Annotated in this window: 19 protein-coding genes and 1 pseudogene; 11 read left to right on the top strand and 9 right to left on the bottom strand. The window is 56.6% G+C overall.

The features are described 5' to 3' along the window. Positions 1-181 precede the first annotated feature (181 nt). From sctW to sctU, 11 genes are read left to right on the top strand one after another with little or no spacing between them, the layout of a single operon-like run. Positions 182-1,231 (top strand): type III secretion system gatekeeper subunit SctW, encoded by a 1,050-nt coding sequence (gene sctW, locus BM026_RS15880; protein ID WP_092240551.1) that lies wholly within the window; start codon positions 182-184, stop codon positions 1,229-1,231. Next, the gene (gene sctV, locus BM026_RS15875; protein WP_093529254.1) at positions 1,228-3,321 is read left to right on the top strand and encodes a type III secretion system export apparatus subunit SctV; all 2,094 of its coding nucleotides are present in this window, start codon (positions 1,228-1,230) and stop codon (positions 3,319-3,321) included. Before sctW ends, sctV begins: the two co-directional genes overlap by 4 nt. 10 nt (positions 3,322-3,331) lie before the next feature. Further along, positions 3,332-4,231: an FHA domain-containing protein gene (locus BM026_RS15870; RefSeq protein WP_170856030.1), complete on the top strand. Its 900-nt coding sequence runs from the start codon at positions 3,332-3,334 to the stop codon at positions 4,229-4,231. Next, a complete protein-coding gene (locus tag BM026_RS15865) occupies positions 4,228-5,586 on the top strand; it encodes a FliI/YscN family ATPase (protein ID WP_092240555.1) in 1,359 nt (452 codons plus the stop codon). The genes BM026_RS15870 and BM026_RS15865 overlap by 4 nt, the downstream gene beginning before the upstream one ends. Beyond that, positions 5,573-6,001 (top strand): type III secretion system stalk subunit SctO, encoded by a 429-nt coding sequence (locus tag BM026_RS15860; protein ID WP_092240557.1) that lies wholly within the window; start codon positions 5,573-5,575, stop codon positions 5,999-6,001. The genes BM026_RS15865 and BM026_RS15860 overlap by 14 nt, the downstream gene beginning before the upstream one ends. Next, positions 5,998-6,456 carry a type III secretion system HrpP C-terminal domain-containing protein gene (locus BM026_RS15855; RefSeq protein WP_092240559.1) on the top strand — a complete coding sequence of 153 codons (459 nt, stop codon included), beginning with the start codon at positions 5,998-6,000 and terminating at the stop codon, positions 6,454-6,456. Before BM026_RS15860 ends, BM026_RS15855 begins: the two co-directional genes overlap by 4 nt. Further along, positions 6,453-7,469, top strand: a complete 1,017-nt coding sequence (locus BM026_RS15850; RefSeq protein ID WP_092240560.1) for a FliM/FliN family flagellar motor switch protein — start codon at positions 6,453-6,455, stop codon at positions 7,467-7,469. The genes BM026_RS15855 and BM026_RS15850 overlap by 4 nt, the downstream gene beginning before the upstream one ends. After that, positions 7,466-8,119 carry a type III secretion system export apparatus subunit SctR gene (gene sctR / locus BM026_RS15845; RefSeq protein WP_092240562.1) on the top strand — a complete coding sequence of 218 codons (654 nt, stop codon included), beginning with the start codon at positions 7,466-7,468 and terminating at the stop codon, positions 8,117-8,119. Before BM026_RS15850 ends, sctR begins: the two co-directional genes overlap by 4 nt. A gap of 7 nt (positions 8,120-8,126) precedes the next feature. After that, a complete protein-coding gene (gene sctS, locus BM026_RS15840) occupies positions 8,127-8,390 on the top strand; it encodes a type III secretion system export apparatus subunit SctS (protein ID WP_065888055.1) in 264 nt (87 codons plus the stop codon). A 10-nt stretch (positions 8,391-8,400) separates the two neighbouring features. Next, positions 8,401-9,189, top strand: a complete 789-nt coding sequence (sctT, locus tag BM026_RS15835) for a type III secretion system export apparatus subunit SctT (protein WP_092240564.1) — start codon at positions 8,401-8,403, stop codon at positions 9,187-9,189. Continuing rightward, positions 9,186-10,283 carry a type III secretion system export apparatus subunit SctU gene (gene sctU / locus BM026_RS15830; protein WP_092240566.1) on the top strand — a complete coding sequence of 366 codons (1,098 nt, stop codon included), beginning with the start codon at positions 9,186-9,188 and terminating at the stop codon, positions 10,281-10,283. The genes sctT and sctU overlap by 4 nt, the downstream gene beginning before the upstream one ends. 42 nt (positions 10,284-10,325) lie before the next feature. Here the strand turns inward: sctU and BM026_RS29380 are convergent. The 9 genes and pseudogenes from BM026_RS29380 to pth form a co-directional block, all read right to left on the bottom strand. Continuing rightward, a pseudogene (locus BM026_RS29380) lies at positions 10,326-10,608 on the bottom strand (transcriptional regulator). Positions 10,609-10,619: 11 nt separating this feature from the next. Then, the gene (hrpT, locus tag BM026_RS15820; RefSeq protein ID WP_092240568.1) at positions 10,620-10,823 is read right to left on the bottom strand and encodes an HrpT family type III secretion system protein; all 204 of its coding nucleotides are present in this window, start codon (positions 10,821-10,823) and stop codon (positions 10,620-10,622) included. After that, entirely contained in the window at positions 10,820-12,949 is a 2,130-nt protein-coding gene (gene sctC / locus BM026_RS15815; RefSeq protein ID WP_092240570.1) for a type III secretion system outer membrane ring subunit SctC, read from the bottom strand. Before sctC ends, hrpT begins: the two co-directional genes overlap by 4 nt. Positions 12,950-13,663: 714 nt before the next feature. Continuing rightward, positions 13,664-14,257, bottom strand: a complete 594-nt coding sequence (sctL, locus tag BM026_RS15800) for a type III secretion system stator protein SctL (RefSeq protein ID WP_092240573.1) — start codon at positions 14,255-14,257, stop codon at positions 13,664-13,666. Between the two features lie 573 nt (positions 14,258-14,830). Then, positions 14,831-15,631 carry a type III secretion system inner membrane ring lipoprotein SctJ gene (gene sctJ / locus BM026_RS15790; RefSeq protein WP_092241378.1) on the bottom strand — a complete coding sequence of 267 codons (801 nt, stop codon included), beginning with the start codon at positions 15,629-15,631 and terminating at the stop codon, positions 14,831-14,833. 5 nt (positions 15,632-15,636) lie between these two features. Next, positions 15,637-16,005 carry a hypothetical protein gene (locus tag BM026_RS15785; protein WP_092240575.1) on the bottom strand — a complete coding sequence of 123 codons (369 nt, stop codon included), beginning with the start codon at positions 16,003-16,005 and terminating at the stop codon, positions 15,637-15,639. A gap of 541 nt (positions 16,006-16,546) precedes the next feature. Next, positions 16,547-17,470 carry a sigma 54-interacting transcriptional regulator gene (locus BM026_RS15775; protein WP_092240579.1) on the bottom strand — a complete coding sequence of 308 codons (924 nt, stop codon included), beginning with the start codon at positions 17,468-17,470 and terminating at the stop codon, positions 16,547-16,549. 312 nt (positions 17,471-17,782) lie between these two features. Next, positions 17,783-18,883 carry a redox-regulated ATPase YchF gene (gene ychF, locus BM026_RS15770; RefSeq protein ID WP_003171595.1) on the bottom strand — a complete coding sequence of 367 codons (1,101 nt, stop codon included), beginning with the start codon at positions 18,881-18,883 and terminating at the stop codon, positions 17,783-17,785. 21 nt (positions 18,884-18,904) lie between these two features. Further along, complete coding sequence (gene pth / locus BM026_RS15765) at positions 18,905-19,489, bottom strand: aminoacyl-tRNA hydrolase (RefSeq protein ID WP_071491035.1); 585 nt, start codon at positions 19,487-19,489, stop codon at positions 18,905-18,907. Between the last annotated feature and the right edge of the window lie 34 nt (positions 19,490-19,523).

The following is a 19,523-nucleotide window of genomic DNA, read 5'->3' as shown; positions in this document are numbered from 1 at the left end:
TCATAATCTATTGATTTATATGCATAAAAATTTTTTGTTGGCGCGCTTTTGTGCAAGTGCTTGCAGAAAGCGTTGAAGGCTTGTGCAAGTTTTTTCAAATGTGCAGTGGACCATTTGTTGATGGAACCGCTTTGGCTGCTTTTGCCACACAGGGAAATACTCTTCCTGTTCAGGTCCAGTCATGGTTGATTTCCCTTCCGAACTGCAAAAAATTCGCAACGAGGATCGGCCAAGTGTCAGTCATACCTCCACACCTACTGCAAGCCAGGTAGCCGATGACCTGGCTCTTCTGTTCAACGAGGAAGTGGGAGCCAGCAGCCGGGCACTGAATCGGCGGCAGCTCATCCTGCCTGTGGCTGCGGTTCAGTTGCTTAATCAGCTTTATGATCAATGGGGTCATCCCGCCAAGAAGACGTTGGCAATGGCCATATTGCAATTCAAGCAGCAGCTGCGAATGCTTGTCGGGGTTGAAAAGTTGCTGGGGCTTTGCGAGGGCGACCCCGCTCTCACCTTTATTGTGCTCAAGAATGTGGAAGCCCAGTCGGGCACCGAAGCAACCTTGGCACGCGATGCAATCATCAAGCTTGAGGCGCGTTTCAAAGGGGAGATCCAGGCAGGTCTGAATACTGCGGCTGCACTTCGGGCGGGATGTGCCGACCTGCAAGAGCGTCAGGCGCTGCGAATGCTCTATTACACCAACGTGGTTTCGCGCCAATCCCTGATGAAGATCCTGCAGGCACTGCTGGATGTATACGGTGACGAACGGTTTTCAAAAGGGCTCAAGGTGATGCAAAAAGCCTTGGCGGACGATATCGCGGCGAAGGTGTCATCATTGCCCTCGGCGCATTTGCGTACCTTGCTCCTGGGCCTGCAAAGCTGTTGGCAGTTGAGTGGAGTATTTGTCCTGTGCCAGGCATTGATCGAGCGTCTGAGGATAGAGCGCGTTACGTCGAAGCTGATGCAGCGCTTGTTGGGTTACACCACTACAGGCATCGACTCCCAGGAACTTCAACGACTGTTGGAGGAACTGGAAGCGGGCAGCCAACTCAGCCGCACCCTGATAGCCCTCAATGCCATTTACTCGGTATTCAACAAGTTCCCTCTGGCATTGTGGTTTGACAACCGGACGCGTGATCAGCTTCTGCACAACCTGTTGGTAAGAATGGGGGAACTCACGAAAATGGAGCGTGAGTACCTGCAAGCCACGGCAACGCCGGAGACTCTTGCGTGACTGCGCTTTCGGCCATCAACCGTTTTTTGCTGAAAGTCGCGCAGCGCGCCGAAGTGCTGGGCGCCGTGGTGGTGATGGCCGTCGTGTTCATTTTCATCGTGCCGCTGCCCACCTGGCTGGTGGACATCCTGATTGCGCTCAACATCTGTATCTCGTGCCTGTTGATCGTATTGGCGCTGTACCTGCCGGGGCCATTAGCGTTCTCATCGTTTCCGTCGATTCTGTTGCTGACCACTATGTTCCGCTTGGCGCTGTCGATTGCAACCACACGTTTGATCCTGCTGGAGCAGGACGCCGGTGAGATCGTCGAGGCCTTCGGCAATTTCGTGGTCGGCGGCAACCTGGCGGTGGGGATGGTGATCTTCCTGATCCTGACGCTGGTCAACTTTCTGGTCATCACCAAAGGCTCGGAGCGGGTGGCCGAGGTGGCTGCGCGTTTCAGCCTGGATGCCATGCCCGGCAAGCAAATGTCCATCGACAGCGACCTGCGTGCCGGCCTCATCGACGGCATGCAGGCAAGGGACAAGCGAGACCAGTTGTCTCGCGAGAGCCAACTGTTCGGGGCCATGGACGGTGCGATGAAGTTCGTCAAGGGCGACGCTATCGCCGGCCTGATCATTGTCGTGGTCAACCTGTTGGGCGGCTTCGCCACAGGCATGTTCCAGCATGGCTTGAGTGCTTCCGACTCTATCAGCCTGTATTCGGTGCTGACCATCGGCGACGGTCTGATTGCGCAGATCCCGGCGCTGCTGATTTCTCTCACCGCCGGCATGATCATCACCCGTGTGGCGCCGGATGGTCGCAAAGGCATCACGAACATGGGCGCCGAAATCGCCCGGCAGATGACGAGCGAACCCAAGAGCTGGGTGATCGCTTCGGTTGGGATGCTCGCCTTTGCGGCGGTGCCTGGCATGCCTACCGTGGTGTTTATCCTGATAGCGTTGGTCACTGGAAGCCTGGGGTATTACTTGATGCGCCAGCGCCAACGGCAGGAACAACCCAACGCTGGAGCCGAGGAAGCGGTGCGCCCCGAAGAGAATGGCCATGAGGATTTGCGTGGGTTCGACCCCACAAGGCCCTACCTGCTGCAGTTCTCTCCGGTGCTGCGCGGCACGCCCGAGGTGGCCGATCTTATTTATGCGATTCGCCAGGCGCGAAATGCGCTGGTCACCAATATCGGCCTCACATTGCCATCGTTCGAGGTGGAACTCGATGACACGCTGGCCGACGATGAAATGCGCTTTTGTGTGCATGAGGTGCCAATGGTCAGGGCATCGGTCGTCAGCCTGGTTGCAATTGAGCGCAAGGCATTCACCATTGAGCCTGCGCACGCCATAGCGGGGCAGGCGGAGCGCGATGAGCAGGATTGGCTCTGGGTGCCGCCGGATGATCCGTTGCTCGATGATCCGCAGTTGGAGCGCTTCACTGCGGCGAGCCTGATCGTAGAACGCATGAAGCAGGCCATGATGCTCAGCGGGCCACAGTTCCTGGGGATTCAAGAGAGTAAGTCGATCCTCGGCTGGCTGGAGCACAACCAACCGGAATTGGTCCAGGAGCTCCAGCGGATCATGCCGCTGTCGCGGTTTTCGGCAGTGTTGCAACGCTTGGCCAGCGAAGGTGTGCCGTTGCGGGCGGTGCGGCTGATTGTCGAGTCACTGATCGAGTACGGCCAGCATGAGCGTGAACCGGAGGCGCTGGCCGACTACGCGCGCATTGCGCTCAAGGCACAGATCTACCATCAGTACAGGGAAGCAGACGGCCTGCACGCGTGGCTGCTGTCGCCGCAGAGTGAAAACATCCTGCGTGAGGCATTGCGCCAGACCCAGACCGGCGTGTTCTTCGCACTCGACGAAGAGCATAGCGCGGCGTTGGTCAACCTGCTCAATCAAGCCTTTTCCGTGCGCCCGAAATTCAAGAGCGTGATGCTGGTCGCGCAGGATTTACGCAGCCCTCTGCGTACCTTGTTGCTGGAAGAGTTCAACTACGTACCGGTGTTGTCCTTTGCCGAGCTGAGCAGCACCTCAAGGGTCAAAGTACTGGGGCGTTTCGACTTCGGTCAGCATGAGTTGATGCGTGGTGCTGTGGAATGAGGGCTTGATGATGTTTGAGTTACGCGTGCTTGATGGACTGCACCAGGGGGCAGCGCTGCCTTTGTTTGGGGAGCAGTGGAGCATCGGTGCTCACACCGACGCCGATCTGTTACTGCACGATCCTGGTATCGCCGAGCAGCATGCAAGGCTGAGGCTCATTGATGCGAACTGGTCGGTGCAGGCCGAGGCCGGGTTGTTGCGCGGGGCTGATGGTCAGGTGCTGGCTCAGATCGCGCGTCTGGCGCTCAACGATGTATTTTCAGTGGGAGGCGTGCGTCTGTGTGTCAGTCTGGCCGATGAGCCCTGGCCTCAATCACCCGCTCCTGCACCGGTAGCACCGCCCGCGCTCAATGAGCCGGCGCGGCAACTCAACTTGTCTACCATCTCCCACTCCCAGCAAAAGCGCCTGGTCAGCCTGGTGCTGGCGATAACGGTCATCTTCATCGTGGTGGGCATGGCCTACACCGGGGACCCGGAGGCCAAGGCGTCCTTGAGGCCGCCAGTGGTGCAGAAGCAGGCGTTGGCCTCACCGTTCGACGTGCGCCAACAGCTGTTGAAGATGCTCAACGAACGCGAGTTGAGCCAGCGCGTCAACTTGCAGGTGATCAATGGCCAGGTCGCGCTCGATGGCGACGTTTCCCAGGACGATGTAGAGCTGGTCGCACGCATGCTCAACCGTTTTGGCGAACAATACGACAGCGCGGTACCGGTGATCAGCCGTGTGCGCGCGCGCGATGGAGCCTTGCCGTTCAAGATTGTGCAGATTGTGGGAGGAGCCAATGGTCACGTCGTGCTGGAGGAAGGTAGCCGGCTGTTTGTTGGTGATGAAGTGGATGGCCTGCGCCTGGTGCTGATCGACAATGGCAAAGTGGTGTTCGACGGCGCGCAGCGTTATGAGGTGCGCTGGTGAGCACGGAAGTACAGGCGCGTCTCGACGCTTGGCACCAGCATCAGGTCCAGTCGTTGGCCGCCTTCGCGCCCGTGTCGATGCGTGGGCGGATCCAGCGTGTCAATGGCATGTTGCTGCAGTGCCGATTGCCCCAGGCGCGTATCGGGGATTTGTGCCAGGTGGAGAAAAGGCCAGGCGACTGCATGCTCGCCGAGATCATCGGTTTTGACCAGCAGGATGCCGTACTCAGCGCCTTGGGCAACCTGGAAGGTGTACAGGTGGGCGCTGGTGTCGAGCGCCTAGGGGTATCCCATCGGGTACGGGTCAGCGAGGCACTGCTGGGCCAGGTGCTGGACGGTTTCGGGCGGGCGATCGCGGGAGATGGGCCCAGCGCGTTTGTCGAAGCTGACTTGGCGGATACCAGCGCAGTCCTGTGTGAGGCGCCATTGCCCACCGAACGGCCACGGATCAACCGTGCACTGGCAACCGGTGTTCGCTCGATCGATGGTTTGCTGACGCTGGGCGAAGGACAGCGTGTAGGACTGTTCGCGGGGGCAGGGTGTGGCAAAACAACCCTGTTGGCCGAAATCGCCCGTAACGTGGAGTGCGACGTCATCGTGTTTGGCCTGATCGGCGAACGGGGTCGCGAACTGCGCGAGTTTCTTGATCATGAGCTCGATGCACAACTGCGTGCCAAGGCGGTGCTGGTGTGTGCCACGTCCGATCGTTCCAGCATGGAGCGAGCACGTGCAGCATTTACGGCGACCGCGCTGGCTGAAGGTTTTCGCCGCAAGGGCAAGCGTGTGTTGCTGCTGATCGATTCCCTGACCCGTTTTGCCAGGGCCCAGCGTGAAATCGGCCTGGCGGCTGGCGAACCCCTTGGTCGCGGCGGCCTTCCTCCTTCTGTCTACAGCCTGTTGCCGCGGCTGGTAGAGCGCGCCGGGTTAACGAATGAGGGCGTGATCACGGCGATCTATACGGTGCTGATCGAGCAGGACTCCATGAACGACCCGGTGGCTGATGAAGTTCGCTCGTTGCTCGATGGTCATATCGTGCTGTCCCGTAAGTTGGCCGAGCGTGGGCACTATCCTGCGGTCGATGTGCTGGCGAGCTTGTCGCGGATCTTGAGCAACGTCGCCGAGCCTGCGGATATCCAGGCGGGTACTGCGTTGCGACGTTTGTTGTCGGCGTATCAGCAGATCGAGCTGATGCTCAAGCTGGGGGAGTACCAGTCTGGAAGTGATGCCCTGACCGACCTTGCCGTGGAGAGTCGCCAGGCTGTCGATGGTTTCTTGCGCCAGGACTTGCGTGAGCCTTCGCCGATGACCGCGACACTGGATCAACTCAAGGAGCTGACTGCCTATGTCCCATTCTGATGTGCTGCTCGGTGAAGTCGAGACGCTGCGACGCCTGCGCCGCCACCGAGCGGACCGGGCAGAGCGTGCCTTGCGTGAGGCCAAGCGGGCCCAACAGGCGCTGTTTGCGCATATCCGGCAGGCCGAGGATGCACTTGAGCAGACTCGGCAGGAGGAGGCTCGACGAAGTACTCAATTGCTCGATCAGCATCAGGGTCAGGTATTGACCCTTAAGGCCCTGAAATCCTGGAGTGCTCAGGAGCGCTCGTTGTCCGCCACTACCCGCAGAGAAATGGGGCAATTGGCGGCATTGCAAGACCAGCGGGAAGACAAGCAAGCCCGCGTTGGCACTGCTCAGAAAAAGGTGACCGATTGCCTGCGACAGGTGGAAAAACTCCAGGAACTATCTCTTTTACTGGCACAGGAGCCAACATGAACCAGGTATCAGACAAACCTGCTGAACGCCCACGCTCGAATGAGTCACGAGAGGAACGAGAGCCGGGAACTGCGGGCGTGGTGCCGGCGGAATTGACGCGGTTGTTCGCCCAGTTCTGGGCCGGTGACGATGAGGGGGCAGGCGATCGAGGTTCCCTGCGGGGAACAAAAGCCTCGGGCGGCACGGCCATGATTGAGGCGCTGACCGAGCAACTGGTGCCTCGTCTGCAGGCCACTTCGCAGTGGCCGCTCCAAGCTGTGTTGTACTTGCCCCGCCTGGGGCGGATCAACGCCAGTGTGCGCCGCGAACAGAGTAGCTGGAGTATCGATCTGGAAGCGCAAGAGGAGGCGACCGCACGCTGGCTTAGCGGCGTACGGCAACAGTGTGAAGATCGGTTTGCACTGACGCTGGGGCGGTCGGTCAGCCTGTCTCTACCTACTATCGGCAGCACATGATAGTGCCGCTTTTGACATTACCTTCGATCAACGGCGACATAGCTGCTGCGCGACGTCGACTGGGACGCGGCATGAGCTTGGTGTTCCATGTGGCCGGGCAGGCAGGTCAGATGCTGCTCGAACCTGGACGTGCTCCCGCCGGTGGCCAGGCGATGTTCTTCGAAACCGCGTGTGGCGTGCTGGCTCTCGCTGAAGCTGGGCCGTTGCTCAGCCTGCTGGGTGAATGCCCCGTGACGTTAGCCCCCTCCGGCAACGATCCGGATTCCTGGTTTTGGGCGTTGTTCCAGTTTTACCTGAGCCCTCAGGTGAAAGCCGTGTTGGGCTATGTGCGATTGCTGGAGGCCGAACAACTCCCCAAGGCGTTTGGCTGCCGGCTCAGTGTGGCCCTGGGTAAAGCCCGGGTCGAAGGGTATGTGTGGCTGGCTCCCGAGAGTTTTCTGGTGTTGTGCGACGCCGGCCCATGGCGCGCCACGGCCCGACCGATGCCCGCGTCGTTTCGGTTGACCATTGCAGTGACCCTGGGGCGCCTGCAGTTGCCGATCGCCCAGGTACGCAGCCTGCGCACTGGTGATGTGCTGGTGCTTGAGCAGAGCTTCTTTGTGGCCGAGGGCAGCGGCTACCTACAGGTTGGCACACAGCGACTGTATGGGCGCATTGACGATGACAGCGGGCCGTTAGGCCTGACCCTTACTTCAATTGAGGAGACGTCTGTGGACGAAGAATATCTAGCCCCCGACTACGCTGGGGATGAGGGTGATGAGCCTGTGATGGACGTATTCGGTCACGAGCCGTTCGACGAACTGAGCATGGCGCTGAACGTGCGCTGCGGCACGTTGAACTTGACCCTGGGCGAGTTGCGTAACCTCGCGCCGGGCGCGGTGCTGGGCATCGCCGGTTATGCGCCAGGCATGGCTGGCCTCTATTATGGCGATCGACCGATTGGCCAGGGACAGTTGGTTGAAGTCGACGGGCGTCTGGGCTTGCAGTTATCCCGTGTGATGTTCGGCCGATGATACTTCAGGGGTTGGACCCCTTAGTCCTGGCGGTCTTTTTAGCGGCATTGTCATTGATGCCCATGCTGTTGATCGTCTGCACGGCGTTCCTGAAGATCGTGATAGTGCTGATGATCACCCGTAACGCCATTGGTGTGCAGCAGGTGCCGCCGGGCATGGCCATCAATGGCATCGCGCTCGCAACCACGCTATTTATCATGGCGCCGGTGGGGTATGAAATAGCTGAGAACATCAAAGCCGCACCGCTGGACCTGAGCAATGTGCAGACGCTTCTGCAGACGGGAAGTGAAGCGATTAAACCGTTGCGTGCCTTCATGTTGCGTAACGTCGACCCGGATGTGCTGACACATCTGCTGGAAAACACGTCACGTCTGTGGCCCGCTCAACTGGCCCGGGAGGTGCAACGCGAAGACTTGATTCTGTTGATCCCGGCGTTTGTGCTGTCGCAACTGCAGGCGGGGTTCGAGATCGGCTTCCTGATCTATATCCCCTTCATTGTCATCGACTTGATTGTCTCCAACCTACTGTTGGCGTTGGGCATGCAAATGGTCTCGCCGATGACCATTTCCTTGCCGCTCAAATTACTGTTGTTCGTGATGGTGTCCGGTTGGTCACGGTTGCTTGACAGTCTGTTCCTCTCCTATCTCTGAGTGGCTTATGGAACCCATTGTGCTGTTCAAGCAGGGCATGCTGTTGGTGGTTGTTCTATCGGCACCGCCGTTGATCGTGGCGGTGGTGGTGGGCGTGATGACGTCTCTGGTACAGGCGTTGATGCAGGTGCAGGACCAGACGTTACCCTTCGGCATCAAGCTGGTGGCGGTGGGTATCACGTTGATCATGACCGGCCGCTGGATTGGCGTGGAGCTGATCCAACTGATCAACCTGACCTTTGACATGATCGGCCGATCGGCCCTGAACTGAGACTCTGCCCGTGCTGCTGTATCTCGAGTATTTGCCCAGCCTTTTGGTCGGCATGGCGCGTATCTACCCCTGTGGCATCCTGGTGGCGGCGTTCTGTTTTCAGCATATAAAGGGCATGCCGCGGCATACCATCGTGATGGTCCTGGCATTGATACCTGCACCGGGTATTCATGCGGCGCTGGCAGGTCAGGATTATTCCGCGATGCTGCTGAGTGCGCTGGTGCTCAAGGAGGTGGCCCTGGGGATTCTGATGGGTGTGCTGCTGTCGATGCCGTTCTGGATGTTTGAGTCAGTGGGGGCGTTGCTCGATAACCAGCGCGGCGCTTTGGCCGGTGGGCAGCTCAACCCATCGCTGGGGCCGGATGCGACGCCGATCGGACACTTGTTCAAGCAGCTGGCGATTTTTCTGCTGATGGTGAGCCTGGGGTTGGGCACGCTGACCCAAGTGATCTGGGACAGTTACCTGATCTGGCCACCCACGGTGTGGTTCCCGCTGCCGGCGGCAAATGGCATGAGCGTATTCATCGACCTGTTGGGCGACACCTTTAGGCACATGATGCTCTACGCTGCACCGTTTATTGCGGTGCTGTTGTTGCTGGAGTTCGGCATCGCGCTACTTGGGGTTTACAGCCAGCAGTTACAAGTGAGTACGTTGGCACCACCGGTCAAGAGCCTGGCGGGAATAGGTATCCTCTTGCTCTACTTTGCGCTGTTGCAGGACCTGATCATCGGGCGCATGGGGTTGTTGGGCGATCTTAAACACTCGTTGAGGCTGCTGATCAAGGTCGCCATCCCATGAGTGATTCCGGCGAAAAAAAGCACCCGGCGTCAGCCAAGAAACTGCGTGACCAGCGTAAGAAAGGCCAGGTCGCCCAAAGCCAGGATGTGTCAAAGCTGCTGGCGTTGACGGCCATCAGCGAGATTGCCCTGTTCACTGCCGAGACTAGCCTGCAACGCTTCCAGCAACTGATGCTGCTGCCGATATCACGTTTGACTCAGCCTTTTGTGCGAGCGTTGGAGGAGGTGCTGCTTGAAGGGATGGTGGTGTTTTTCTCATTCGCTCTGCTGATGGCCGCAATGGCAATTACCACCAAGCTGATCAGCAGTTGGATGCAGTTCGGGATGCTGTTTGCACCAGAGACCCTGAAGCTGGATTTCAACCGCCTCAATCCGCTCAGTCAAGTCAAGCAAATGTTCTCTGCCCAACAGTTGATGAACCTACTGATGAGCATCGTGAAAGCCTGCCTTATCGCTTTGATTCTGTATGTGGTGATCTGGCCCTCATTGGGTACGCTGATCAACTTGGCTACCAGTGATCTGCAAAGTTACCTACTGGCATTGATAGCGCTGTTTCGCCACTTGCTGCATGCCTGCCTTGGCATGCTGCTGGTACTGGCGCTTATCGACTTCGTCATGGTGAAGCACTTCTTCGCCAAGCGCATGCGCATGACCCAGGTCGAGGTGGTCAAAGAGTACAAGGAGATGGAGGGCGACCCTCACGTCAAAGGCCAGCGGCGTTCACTGGCGTATCAATTGGCTCAGGAAGAACCCAAGGTCAAACTGCCCAAACTGGAAGAGTCCGACATGCTGGTGGTCAACCCGACGCACTTTGCAGTCGCCTTGTACTACCGCCCAGGTAAAACGCCGCTGCCCTTGCTGGTCAGCAAAGGCACGGATGCTGAGGCCCGCCAACTGATCCAGCGCGCCAAGGCGGCTGATGTGCCGGTGATCCAATGTGTATGGCTGGCTCGCACGCTCTACACGAATAAGCTGGGAGCAAGCATCCCTCGCGAGACCTTGCAGGCGGTGGCGCTGATTTACCGCACCTTGCGCGAACTCGATGATGAAGCCAAGCGCGAAACCCTCGAACTGCCGGAGCTTGAACGCCGTTGATCAGCGGCTTGAGCCAATGTCCAAGGCTTGCAGGTTGGCCAGTTAAAGCATCCGGCTAAGGATTCTGTCCAGCGTGCTGTGGGTTGCAGGCAGTGCGTGCCAGATCACCAGCGTGTACTGGGCGTCTAGGTAAACAAAACACCCATCGAATGCCAGTGCCTGCTCAAAGCGTCGCTCCGACACGGGTTGCAATTGGCCGGCCTGCAAGGCAATGCCGGGGCGGTTCCCTGCGCGCAGTGCACACACTACCGGGTACAAGGGTCTGGTGAGTGGCAGAGCCACTCACCAGACTGTCCAGAAACACCTGGCGTTGATCGTCAGGCATTTCCTGGCGACTCATCGTTCCAGCGACACCGTCTGGTAGTCCGGGCGCTCGCCGGCGGGGCCGGGTTCGGCGCGCATGGATGACGGCCACCAGATCACCATCTGGTCCTTGGTCGATTGCGGGCGTGAGCACGAATCGCCTTTGCAGGTGGGCGTACAGCCGCTGACGAGCAATGCCAGGCCGATCAAGATGACGCATAACGGGCTGTGTTTCATGGTTGGGCCTTCTGAGCTGGAGTGATCAAGGAAGGGCGGGGTACGCTGAGGTGTTCATCCTTCACCACGGTGCGCATGGCGATAAACACTTCGGCCTCTTCACCTGGCTTGAGCCACGCACGCGGCCATACGGTGACCGCCAGGGTCTGCGCGGTGCTGCACTCTTTCTCGTCGATACGTACGTTACGTTTGAACTGGTTGCGCAACACCACCACCGCTACGTTGAATTCCGGGCCTGCGTACCATTGGCTGCGTCCGGTATTCAGCGCGAGCAAATCTCGGGTGCTGCATAAAGTGTTCAGTCCCAGGGGCATCGGTGCCGCCTTGAAAGGTTTGGGCACTTCCCCACTGACCAGATGTGCCAGGGTAGTAATGATGTCACTGCGTTTTACTACCGGTTGATGGGGGGAGTAGCGCCTTGCCAGCGGTGCGAGGGCGGCTTGCAGCTCGGCTTGGTCAGCTTGTGGCAAGTAACGCGACGGATCGTCCTGGTCGCCGATAACCCGTGGGGTGAGGATGAACAAGCGTTCGCGCCGATTGTTCTGGCGTTCTGTCGAGGAGAACAACGCTTTGCCCAACAGTGGGATATCGCCCAGGAGGGGAATCTTGCTTTGCTTGTCGGCACTTTCAGTGACCTGGAAACCGCCAACCACCAGCGAGCGCTTTTCCGCCATTACGGCTTGGGTGCTGACCTTGCCCCGGCGGACATCAAGGTGGTTGGGGTCAGGGTTGGACTCGTCGAAATTGCCATCTTCAATGTCCACTGCCAAATGGATCTGGTGACTGCCGCGACTGGTGGTAACCCTGGGGACCACCTGGAAGCTGGTGCCCACGGTGACCGGTAAAATTGTTGCGTATTCAGTGCCACGACTGAGGTACTGGGTGCGGTTGAAGTCGATTACCGCTGGTTGGTTTTCCAGGGTGAGCACTGAAGGGTTCGAGACCATGGTTGCCAGTCCCTTTGTTTCCAACGCGCGGATATCGGCGTAGAAACGGTCACGGTTCTTAATCGACAATTGCGATGAGGTACCGGGTGCCATATTGACCTTGAAGCGGCTGTTCTGGAAGCCCCAGTTCACCCCGAATTCGCGCAACTGCGTACGATCGATATCGAGAATGATCGCATCGATTTCGATCAGCTTGCGCGCGACGTCGAGCTGGTTGATTAGCTCGCGGTACATGGCCTGGCGTTCAGGCAAGTCATAAATCAGCACAGCGTTGTTGCGCACATCGGCTTCGACGCGTATTCGGCCGCCGGATACCGGTGCTCGTGGGGGCAGCGCCGGCCCTGCGTCCACTTGCCCTGTGTTGCCGTTTGCACCGAGCATTTGGCCCAGCAGCGGGTTGCCCAGCCGAGGTACGTTTGGCGTGATAAAAGCAGGCTGGTGCGTGGGGCGTTGGCTCAGGGCGGAGAGTGCTGAGCCAGAACGTGGTTCCAGCAACCCTCGTAAAATGCTGGCGACGCCGAGGATGTTGAGTTTTTCGCCGCGATAGTCCACTTGGCGATCAGCTGCGTTGGCGAACTTCAGCGGGTAACTCAGTACGCTCTGTTTTTCATCCGCTGAGCGGCGTTGACTGCTGAACTGCTTGATCTGTTCGATGTAGCGCTTGGGGCCGGAGACAAGTACCACGCCATCTTCCGGTAATTCTCCCCAGCCGAAACGGCTATCGAGCAGTCCGATATCAGTCAGCGCCTGCTTGAGGTCGCTGATCGTTTCCGACGAGACTTCCAGGCGCGCGGAGTCCTGTTGGTCCAGCGTGCTGATGTAGAGGGTGTTGTTGTAGAGATACCACTGAAAGCGATGCTCAATCCCTAGTCTGTCCAGCAGTGACTGAGGAGTATTCGCGCGGATCTTGCCGTTGACGTTGCCTTCCAGCAGGCCTTCGATTTGCAATTGAGTACCGAAGGTTTGGGCGAAGTCCTCGAGTACGTCTCGTAGGGGTTTGTGCTCCGCCTCGTAGGCGTAGGCGGTATTTTTCCATTCTGCGGGAACGGCAGCCAACGTGCTGCTTAGCGGGATCAATAGCGAGCAAAGCAGGCAAAGGCTGCACCAAAGGGCGCATTTTGATAAAACGCCGGACGAATAAAAACGCAGACTCCTGCGCTCGCGGGTCTTGTTATTCATGGAAAGTGCTCTGGTTAGTACAACTGTGAACGTAGTGGGAAGGGCTTGACGCTCAGGGAGGGGCGCCCAAGACGTGCGAAGATGGCTCGCCATGTATCGCGCTGATTGAGCAAGGCGACCACACGGTTGAGCACATGCGCCTCATCAGTTCGCCTTTCAGACGCTGAGTAAGCCATAGCGCACCCGTGTTTCGATTCTGAGCCAGTGCCCGCTGGAAATGCGCGAGATTGGCGGTACCCAGGCGCGCCCAATACTGTAGAGCGACGCCGTCAGTTCGAGTTGAAGTCAGTTCGGCGCCAAGCAACAGAACGTTTGTCTGATTGGTCAAGGTGACGTCACCGTCCTCTTCAAATAATGTCATTTGTTCTTCTTTGTTGCACAGCCAGTTGCCAATTGAATGGTTCATTTACGTGAAAAAATCAATGGTAGTTTTGAGTGACTGATTGACAAGTTTTGCGTGATCCTGATCAAACGAATTGGCCATCTCTTTGTTAAGTGCCAACCTGAAAAAAAGTTCGCCATCCCAATTGTCGGGTGACGCTTCACTGAAAAAAGACTTGAATTCCTTGTCAGCGTTCTTCCGGATTCTTGTAACTTCTGAAGTGAAGGTGCTATAGAAGTCCATGATCTACCTGTATGACTGATGATTGTCGAGTGAGTGGAAAATTCATTGCTAAATAGGGAATATTAATAAACGACTGGAGCGTCGCGAGGTCAGACATCGATCCAACGATCTTTGCCTTGTTCGTAAAGAGCGTTGCGCATGTCGTGCCAGCTGATTCGGAAATCTCCTTCGTCTGTCTTCAATACAAGTGTTTGGGAGTGGATTGAATTGTCGGCGGTAAGCTTCCAGAGCGTGCTCCCATGATGGGCTAAACAGTGCGTTACTTCTGTAAGGTCATGTGGGTGGCACATTAGTGTCGCGCTGATTTCATCGACTTGGCTTTTCAGCAATTGCTTAACGAGGGCTGCCACTCGTTGGGAGGCTACAGTCTCGTCAAGCAGGCTACCAATAGCCTGCTTGGTGATCTGGGTGGCGTAATGCTCTAAGTTGTCGCACATCGTTTGCCTACTACGTTCCCACCGCTTGAGCTGTGCGTCGGCGCGTTGCCAGATTTCAAGCGAGGCCTTTTCCAGCAACTCCTCACATTGTTTTTCTGCACACCTGATCAACTCCTCAGCTTGAATGCTTGTGTCACGCAACAGCTGATTAGCATGCTTCCAGTCTGCTAGCTCTTCCCGAGGGATTATGTTGCGTGGCACGCTAGACGAGCGCCCGGATAACTCAATGTTGGAGCGGCATAACATTGTTGAACTCCTCACGTGTGTCTGCGGTGGGCATGTCATCACATCTCCGATGTAGTAGCGCGCCATACGACGGCCTGCCAGAGTGTGTCGAGTCGGTTACCTGTGATTCCGTGCAGAGGGTGTTTTGCCTCAATCTCGATTACACATTTACGGGGGAATCGCAATCTAAGACGCTGCCAGATCGCGGGTTCTACCCAGCTATAGAGCAGTTGTAGCGGGTCAGAACCGGGCGGCAGCATCACGGGGGGCAGCGCCTTGGAAAGACGCCTGCACCATTGGTGATGAATGTTAGTCAGGAGGGCTGAGTCCTGGGGGTTAAAGGTGTCGTGAACCAACGCCAACATTAGGTTGAGTTGTTCCCTCGAGGCCAGAACCAGGCGGATTACTGTGGGGTGTGGGTCAACGGGCAAACAGGCTGCATAACCTGAGAGGTTGTCGGGTGCTGACTGTCCACTACGAAAAAGCGTTTCAATCACAGTGTACTCTTCGCCCTTCCAGTCTTCGTGGGCAGATTGCCAGGGATACACCCACCATCGCGCCCACGACAGGTGTTCATGAAACTGATGGTCGAGACTAGGCGTCATGAGTCGAAACCGTTGATTTGTCGGTTGAGCCCGCCTGATGAAGACCGTTTTGACGCCGTTTGTATAGGAACAATATGGCGAGCGGTAGCGAGACCATGCCGAGTAGTAAAACGATCATGCTGGTTTGCCAGAAACCGAGATCATCCCCGGGCACCAGGAAAGGGCCGAAGTACACTAGCCGTTGAGGTTCCTGGTAAATCGCCGCAGGCACGAATATCACCGAGAGTTTCTGCAAGTTGTCCACTGCCGTAGACATGCCAGGGATACTGCTCGCCACCAATCTGCGGATCCGTGCTCTGATATTATCGGGGTCCAGCCGTGGATCGTGCTTGATGAATACAGAAGCAGATGCCGGTTGTACTGGCTCCCCCGGAGCGATGCGTTCAGGCAGTACCACATGCACGCGTGCGACGATGACGCCGTCAATGTTGGACAAGGTGGCCTCAAGTTCCTGGGACAAGGCATAGATGTAGCGTGCCCGTTCCTCCAGCGGCGTTGAAATTACCCCTTCCTTGCGGAATGTATCCCCCAGCGTGGTGCGCGCGACTCTGGGTAGTCCTACGGCTTCCAGCGTTCTTACGGCACGCCCGATATCAGCGGTGTTAACCGTGATGACAACACCGTCCTTGGCCGGAAATTTGGTGGCACGAATATGTTTATCAGCCAATTCGGCAACGACTTCATTGGCCTCCTGTTCGGAGAGCTGGCGATGAAGTTCCACGCGATCACTGCATCCGCCTAATAGGGATACAATACCAATGAACATGACGGCAAGGAGAGAAGGGCTCATTGTCATTACTGCAGGTTACATATTTTGTCGAGGCCTTGGGTCGTCTTGGCGAGGCATTTCGTCAATAGATGTGGAGTAAGTTGTGCGTTGAAGAAGTCGCGAGGGAACGTTTTGTAGACTTCAAAATCCAGCTCTTTTTTAGGTGCGCGGACCAGTTTGGTAAAACGGTTCATTGAGGCGCTGAGCTGATTGGATGCCTCAATAAAAAGCTGCGGGGCAGCCGACCTTGAGGGCACTGCCTTCGCATCGCTTGAGCCTTCAAGCATTGATGAAAAAAAACTAGCATCACTACCGGAAACTGGTTGCTCAGATGCTGAGTAGGTAACGCCATCGCTATCGGACTGATCTGAAAAGTAAGTTTCTTTTATTCGCATGGCATGTGGGCTCATTGATTACGTAAAGTAACTTTGTATGAGAGCAGATGTAGTGACCTTTAGGCTGGCAACAGGGTTACCTCTTGTCCATAGGGACAAGAGGCAACCGGTAGATCAACTGATTATTTACTGACCTTTGGCTTTTTGTAGCATGTCGTTAACGTTTTTCATCTCGGCGCCTAGCCAGTTATTATCTAAGGTGTCTCTTTGGATCTTCTCCTTTATTATTTTACTCTCCGCCTCTACGTCACTTAGACCAGGGTATAGGAAAGAGGGAGCGTAGCCTTGACCGACTGGATTAGTCATATGATCTCCTAGCTATATTTGAGTTTAGTTATCCCAGCATATAATTGCTTGGGTGTTATCTGTGTGGCTGTCGAGAAGGTTGGGTTCCCTGTGCGCCGGGATTAAATGTTTCTAATTGTATATTTCAATGAGTGTATTTATGTATGCAGCCAATGCCTTGATAGGCAAGGCATTCCAGGGATGTTTATGATTAAAACACTGTGGCCTTTCAGTCAGAAAACGAACGACATTGGCCTCACGCCAGTGAAATTTCCAGATGTTTGATCCTGTGGTACAGCGTACGCTTGGAAACACTTAATTCAGTGGCCACTGTATTTACACAGTATCCATGGCGGCGCAAAGACGCCTCAATCAGCATTTTCTCTATTTGCTGCAGACTTGACTTCAGGCTTGTTTTTTTGTCCTGGTGGGGCGTGGGCGAATTTGAGAGCACTGGCAGTCCTAATACAAATCGCTTCGCCGTTGAACGCAGCTCGCGAACGTTGCCCGGCCAAGAGTGAGCGAACAGCTGCTGCAGCAGGCTCTCGGGTGGAGGAGGGGCAGGAAGTTTGAAATATTCTGCTTCTTTCTGGATCATCTCCAGAAACAGTGAAACGATACAGTCGCGTCGATCCCGCAAGGTAGGTAGCTGAATGTTGACTACGTTCAGGCGGAAGTACAGGTCGCGCCTAAAGGTGGCTTGCTCTACCATTTCGTGCAACGAATGCTGGGCTGACGCTATGACGCGCATGTCCACCGGGATAAAGCGGGTCGAACCCAGGCGCTCCACGCCGCGTGATTCCAGTACGCGCAGCAATTTGGCTTGCAGGCTCAGTGGCATGCTGTCGATTTCATCCAGGTACAGCGTGCCCAGGTGGGCGGCCTCGACATAACCGGCGCGTGATTGTATCGCGCCGGTATAAGCGCCGCTGTTGACGCCGAACAATTGGCTTTCGGCAAGACTTTCAGGGATAGCTGCGCAGTTTACGGCGATGAAGTTACCCCGCCGGCCGGATAGATGATGAATTCGCTGAGCCAATGTATCCTTGCCAGTGCCGGTTTCCCCTAGTAATAAGATATCGATGTTAAACGTAGCCGTGCTACCCAACATGCTTCTAATATCGGGGTCGTCAATCAGGTATAACTCCGTCTCATTTTCCATGTGGTCGAGCGCCGACATCGAATGATAACTCCATAATTGCTATTACGTCATTGCAGGTAATGCTGTCGAAGGCTCGCTTCAGTAGATAGAATTTTAAGACGGTTGTCACGTGCTCCTTGGGTCTTTATGTACCTCAGGCTGCGTAAGATAAGTTGTATTCTAATATTGATGCTTTGTGTTTTAGCTAACGGCCAAAGAGGCGATAGGAGAAGTCTGAAGCTTTCTGAATGTTTGGCTTAAACTTTTAATCGGTGCGATATATAAATAGTCGCCCACAAAAAAGCCGATGCTAAGCATCGGCTTTTTTACTGTTTAGAGGGCAGGTAATACTTACACGTTGAAACGGAAGTGCATCACGTCGCCATCTTTAACAATATATTCCTTACCTTCCAGGCGCCACTTGCCCGCTTCCTTGGCACCGGCCTCACCCTTGAACTGGATGAAGTCGTTGTAGGCAATCACTTCGGCGCGGATAAAGCCTTTTTCGAAGTCCGTGTGGATCACCCCAGCAGCCTGTGGTGCGGTAGCACCGACCTTGACGGTCCACGCGCGGACCTCTTCGACACCGGCGGTGAAGTAGGTCTGCAGGTTGAGCATTTCGTAACCGGCGCGGATCACGCGGTTCAGGCCAGGTTCTTCCAGGCCCAGGGCCTCGAGGAACATGTCCTTTTCTTCGCCGTCATCAAGCTCGGCGATTTCCGCTTCGATCTTGTTGCACACCGGCACCACGATGGCGCCTTCTTCGTCGGCGATGGCCTTGACTACGTCGAGCAACGGGTTGTTCTCGAAACCGTCTTCAGCGACGTTGGCGATGTACATCACAGGCTTGGTGGTCAACAGGTGGAAGCCCTTGATCACGGCCTTCTCGTCAGCGCCCATGTTCTTCATCAGGCTGCGTGCCGGCTTGCCTTCGGTGAAGTGCGCGATCAGTTGCTCAAGCAGACCTTTCTGGACCACTGCGTCCTTGTCGCCGCCCTTGGCGTTGCGCGCGACTTTCTGCAGTTGCTTCTCGCAGCTGTCGAGGTCGGCGAAGATCAGTTCCAGGTCGATGATCTCGATGTCGCGTTTCGGGTCGACGCTGTTGGAGACGTGGATCACGTTCTCGTCTTCAAAACAGCGGACCACGTGGGCGATGGCATCAGTCTCGCGGATGTTGGCGAGGAACTTATTGCCCAGGCCTTCACCTTTCGACGCACCAGCAACCAGGCCGGCGATGTCGACGAATTCCATGGTGGTCGGCAGGATGCGCTTGGGATTGACGATGGCCGCCAGGGCGTCCAGGCGTGGATCCGGCATCGGCACGATACCGCTGTTGGGCTCGATGGTGCAGAAGGGGAAGTTCTCCGCTGCGATACCGGACTTGGTCAGGGCGTTGAACAGGGTGGATTTGCCGACGTTGGGCAGGCCGACGATGCCGCAATTGAATCCCATGGTGTTTCCCCTCGGTAAGAGTCAGGCCTTCTGGCTGTGCAGGTTTTTCATCGCGCGGTTCCATTCACCGGCGAAGATATCCGGCAGCACGCCGAGGGCAAAGTCGATGCTGGCATCGAGTTTTTCCTGTTCGGCGCGTGGCGCACGACCCAGGACGAAATTTGAAACCATACTGGCGACGCCTGGGTGGCCAATGCCGAGCCGCAGGCGGTAGAAATTATTCTGATTACCCAGCTGCGCGATGATGTCGCGCAGGCCGTTGTGCCCGCCATGCCCGCCGCCGAGCTTGAGCTTGGCAACGCCGGGTGGCAGGTCCAGTTCGTCATGGGCCACCAGGATTTCTTCGGGTTTGATCCGGAAGAAGCCCGCAAGCGCCGCGACAGCCTGGCCGCTGCGGTTCATGTAGGTGGTGGGAATCAGCAGACGAACATCCTGGCCCTGATGCGAGAAGCGCCCGGTCAGGCCGAAATATTTGCGATCGGCCGCAAGGCTTACACCTTGTGCGTGGGCGATGCGCTCAACAAAAAGGGCCCCCGCGTTATGCCGCGTCTGTTCGTATTCGGCGCCTGGATTTCCCAGGCCAACGATCAGTTTAATGGCAGTCACGACAGGGGCCCTTCCTTTGGAGTTGTGGATAACA

Origin of the sequence: Pseudomonas sp. NFPP24, from assembly GCF_900112095.1 — a bacterium.
Lineage (GTDB): Bacteria > Pseudomonadota > Gammaproteobacteria > Pseudomonadales > Pseudomonadaceae > Aquipseudomonas > Aquipseudomonas extremorientalis.
Note: the sequence above shows the minus strand (reverse complement) of the source record. Positions and strands in the feature narration are given on the sequence as shown.